Origin of the sequence: Okeania sp. SIO3B5, from assembly GCF_010692555.1 — a bacterium.
In the GTDB taxonomy this organism is placed as follows: domain Bacteria; phylum Cyanobacteriota; class Cyanobacteriia; order Cyanobacteriales; family Microcoleaceae; genus Okeania.
Window position 1 is genome coordinate 1 of sequence record NZ_JAAHHG010000719.1, and the last position, 4,131, is coordinate 4,131.

Sequence of the window (4,131 nt, forward strand, 5' to 3'; positions counted from 1 at the left end):
TCAGAGTTTAACTACACCTATTGGCGCTCAAAATAGGCAAATTTTAGTAAATTTCAGTGTTCCTCTATCCCCATTACTCCCATTCTCCCGCTCATCGTTAATATACTATACTTTGAAACAGCCCTGCCTCCCAGGAGGGGAGCCAGGAGGGGAAGTAGGGGATTTGAGCAATGCTCCAAAAACCCGATCGCCAATCAAGGCGAGGTGGCGCGACCTAATTATTTTGATAAATTAATGCTTCATAACGCAAATTAATTACCGGAAATATCAAATGGTTAAAATCAATAGAAAATTTACTTATGTTCTAACAAAAGCAGGAAAGAAGAAAATAGATCGGCAATTACCTAAATTATTGGACAATGGATATAGCTATAATCAAGTTGCTCGAGAAACTGGTTTGCACCGCTATACTGTGACAAAAATTCTTAAGATGAATGAAGGAGTGACTTTAAAAAGTCTGAGAAACTTTTTTAGTAATCTTTGTTTAGATTTAAAAGAATCTGATTATAAAGAAAAGCAACATAAAAAAAGCACCTATCAAGACTGGGGAGATGCACCGGATATTCCAACTTTCTTTGGCAGAGAAACAGAATTAAAAACACTCAAAGAATGGATACTCCAAGAACGTTGCCGACTCATTGCTATTATCGGTATTGGTGGTATTGGTAAAACAGCAGTCTCTATAAGATTAGGTAAAGGTGGCATTGGTAAAACAGATTTATCTTTACATTTAGCACGAGATATTCAAGATGAATTTGAATTTGTAATTTGGCGTTCGCTCATCAACGCGCCTCCTATTACAGAAATTATTGCCGATTTAATTCAATTTATATCTCGTCAAAAAATAGCCGATTTACCAGATAAAATAAACAAGCAAATATCTCTGCTACTTGACTATTTAAAACAACATCGTTGTTTATTAATTTTAGATAATGTGGAGAGTATCCTTGCATCAGGAGATGCTGCGGGAAAATATCAACCAGGATATGAAGAGTATGGTCAACTTTTATCAAAAATTGCTTCAGTTCCCCACGAAAGTTGTTTGCTATTAACCAGTAGAGAAAAAATTAATAATATTCAGAGATTCTCAGGCAAACGTAAACCAGTTCGTTTGTTAGAATTAACAGGTTTAAATACTACAGACGGACGGGCTATTTTTGAAGAAATTGGTGATTTTATCGCTACAGACGAGGAGTGGCAAAAATTAATTGAATTCTATAACGGCAATCCTTTAGCATTAGAACTCGCAGCTCATCATCTTCAAGATTATCCTGGAAGTATTGCTGAATTTTTAACACAAGGAAAACCTATTTTTGCCGATCTGCGTGAATTATTAGATAGGCATTTTGAGCGATTGTCAGATGATGAAAAAGAAATTTTATACTGGCTGGTAATTCATCGGGAGCCAATTTCTATAACTGATTTAAAATCGGATATAGTTACAAAAACTGCCCAAGATAATCTATCAGAAACATTGTCTTCCCTACAAATTAAAATTCCCCTAGAAAAAAGCAAACAGGGGAAATACTTTACCCTCCAGCCAGTCCTAATAGAATACGTCACAGAAAAATTAATTACTTCAATTGGCCAAGAAATAAAAATAGGAAAACTACAACTTTTTAATAATCATTCTTTACTCCAGGCTCAAGCTAAAGACTATATTAGAAACACTCAAATCAGAATTTTTATTGAACCTATTGCCAAAAGATTAATTGAGCTTTTTCAGGATATAAAAAGCCTAGAAGATTATTTATTATTTATACTAGAAAATATCCGTCAAAATTCACTTTTGCCAGGATATATAGGAGGAAATGTTCTCAATTTATTCTGTTATTTAAAGACAAATTTAAAAGGCTACAATTTTTCTTATCTTACCATCAGACAAGCTTACCTCCAAGGAATTAACTTACACGATGTTAACTTTTCCTATTCCGACTTAACGCAATCTATTTTTACTCAATCTTTTGGTGGTATTCATTCCTTAGCATTTAGTCCTGATGGCAAACTACTAGCAGCAGGTGACTCCAACGGCTTAGTTCGTTTATTAAAAGTACCAGATGGCCAACAAATAGCAACATTTCAAAAACACGGATGGTGGGTTTTATCCATTGCTTATAGTCCCGATGGAGAAAAATTGGTTAGCAGTAGTATCGATGGTAAAATTAAGATGTGGAATGTCGCTACACGTAAGTGTATTAATAATTTAGAAGGACATACAAATTGGATTTTTTCTCTCACTTTTAGTCCGGATGCTCAAACAATTGCCAGTGGGTGCAATGACCACACTATCAAGCTTTGGGATGCTAACACTGGTGAATGTATTCAAACTTTAGAAGAGCATAAAGGTTGGGTTCTAGGCGTTGCTTTTAGCCCCGATGGCAAAACTCTAGCGAGTGCGAGTGCAGACAAAACCATCAAACTTTGGAATGTTGAAACATTTAACTGTATTCGGACTCTGACAGGCAGCAAAGATGGTGTTTGGTCAGTAGCTTTTACTCCAGATGGTGAAAAACTTGCCAGTTGTGGTTATGAAAGAATTATTCGCTTGTGGAATGTGAAAACAGGGAAATGCGATCAAGAACTAGCAGGTCATCAAAAGGAAATCAAAGTGCTTGCTTTTAGTCCGGATGGTAAAACTTTAGCTAGTGCTTGTTTTGAACCTACTGTTAAATTCTGGAACGTTGAGACTGGGGGATGTATAGCGACGGGAAAGGGTCATCAGACTGGAATTCGGACTCTGTCTTTTTGTTGCGATAACAAAACTGTGGCAACGGGAAATAATGACCAAGTACTGAAACTCTGGGATGCTCAAACAGGAAAATGTGTAAAAACTTTCCAAGGTTATACCGATCAAGTTTGGTCAGTTGCTTTTAGTCCGGATGGTAAGAAAATTGCTAGCAGTCATTTGGATTATGTTGTCAGGATATGGGATGTGGAAACAGGAGAATGTTTGCAATATTTGAGAGGGCATAAAGCTTTGATTTGGTCAGTGGTTTTTAGTCCGGATGGTAAGAAAATAGTCAGTTGTAGCGATGATGAAAATATTATGGTTTGGGATGTTAATTCTGGTAACTTATGGAAATATTTACTATATCCTACTCAAGAATATCAAGGTGGAATTTGGACCCTTGCGTTTAGTTCTTGCGGTCAATTTTTAGCTAGTGCAGGTCAGGATGCAACTGTCAAAATTTGGAATATTGATACTGAAGAGTGTCGGGTTTTATCAGGACACCAAGGTTGGGTTTGGAAGGCGATTTTGAGTCCTGACGATCGAACTCTGGCTAGTAGTAGTGATGACCAAACTATCAAAATTTGGGATTTTGAGACTGGAGAATGTCTGAAGACATTACGGGGACACACTAAGAATGTGAGGTCGATCGCTTTTAGTCCGGATGGAAAGTTTTTAGTTAGTGGCAGTGAGGATACTACGTTAAGGCTTTGGGATGTGAGGACGGGAGAGTGTCTGAAAACACTTCGAGGGCATAAATGTTTAGTTTGGCCTGTGAAATTTAGCGCTAATGGTAAATTTATTGTAAGTGGCGCTCAAAATGGAAGTTTAAAGCTTTGGGATGCTTGTACTGGAGAATGTTGGCAAACTCTGAAGGCGCACAACGAACACATATCATCAGTTGACTGTAGTGAAGATAGTAAAACAGTTATTAGTGGTAGTTTGGATGGCACGGTTAAATTTTGGGATGTTGAGAGTGGTGAATGTTTGAGAACTTTGCGAGTTCCTAGACCTTATGAAGGTATGAATATTACTGGGGTGAAGGGGTTAACTGAGGGTAACAAGGAAGTATTGAAAGCTTTGGGGGCAGTAGAAGATTTGAGTTGATTTATAGCAGAAGGAAGAAGGAAGAAGGAAGAAGGCAGAAGGCAGAAGGCAGAAGGCAGAAGGCAGAAGGAGAGAAGGAAGAAGGAAGAAGGGGGTAATTATTAATTATTAATTAGGGTTTGCTGAATAAAGCTAAAAGTCAGGATAGCTAAAGTAATTGAGCTTTTTCTATTCAGTTTATCTCCTAGTTATTTGCTCTTATTGGCATCAATTTACTGAAACTTTATGCTGAAATTCAAGAAAATTTCTTCACATAAAATGACCGAAACCTTTTCCTGTTCCACCTATCTCCGCTT

2 protein-coding genes are annotated in these 4,131 nt (G+C 37.1%); both read left to right on the forward strand.

What is annotated here, in order from left to right; all coding sequences use genetic code 11:
- The coding region (locus tag F6K54_RS41470; RefSeq protein WP_293090324.1) for a hypothetical protein at nt 1-235 on the forward strand (235 nt) is incomplete at its 5' end.
- 36 nt (nt 236-271) lie between these two features.
- Complete coding sequence (locus F6K54_RS41475) at nt 272-3,835, forward strand: NB-ARC domain-containing protein (RefSeq protein ID WP_293090325.1); 3,564 nt, start codon at nt 272-274, stop codon at nt 3,833-3,835.
- The last annotated feature ends 296 nt before the right edge of the window (nt 3,836-4,131 follow it).

Coding starts and splice junctions, on each gene's coding strand:
- F6K54_RS41475 (WP_293090325.1), top strand. CDS start 272: ATGGTTAAAATCAATAGAAAATTTACTTATGTTCTAACAAAAGCAGGA.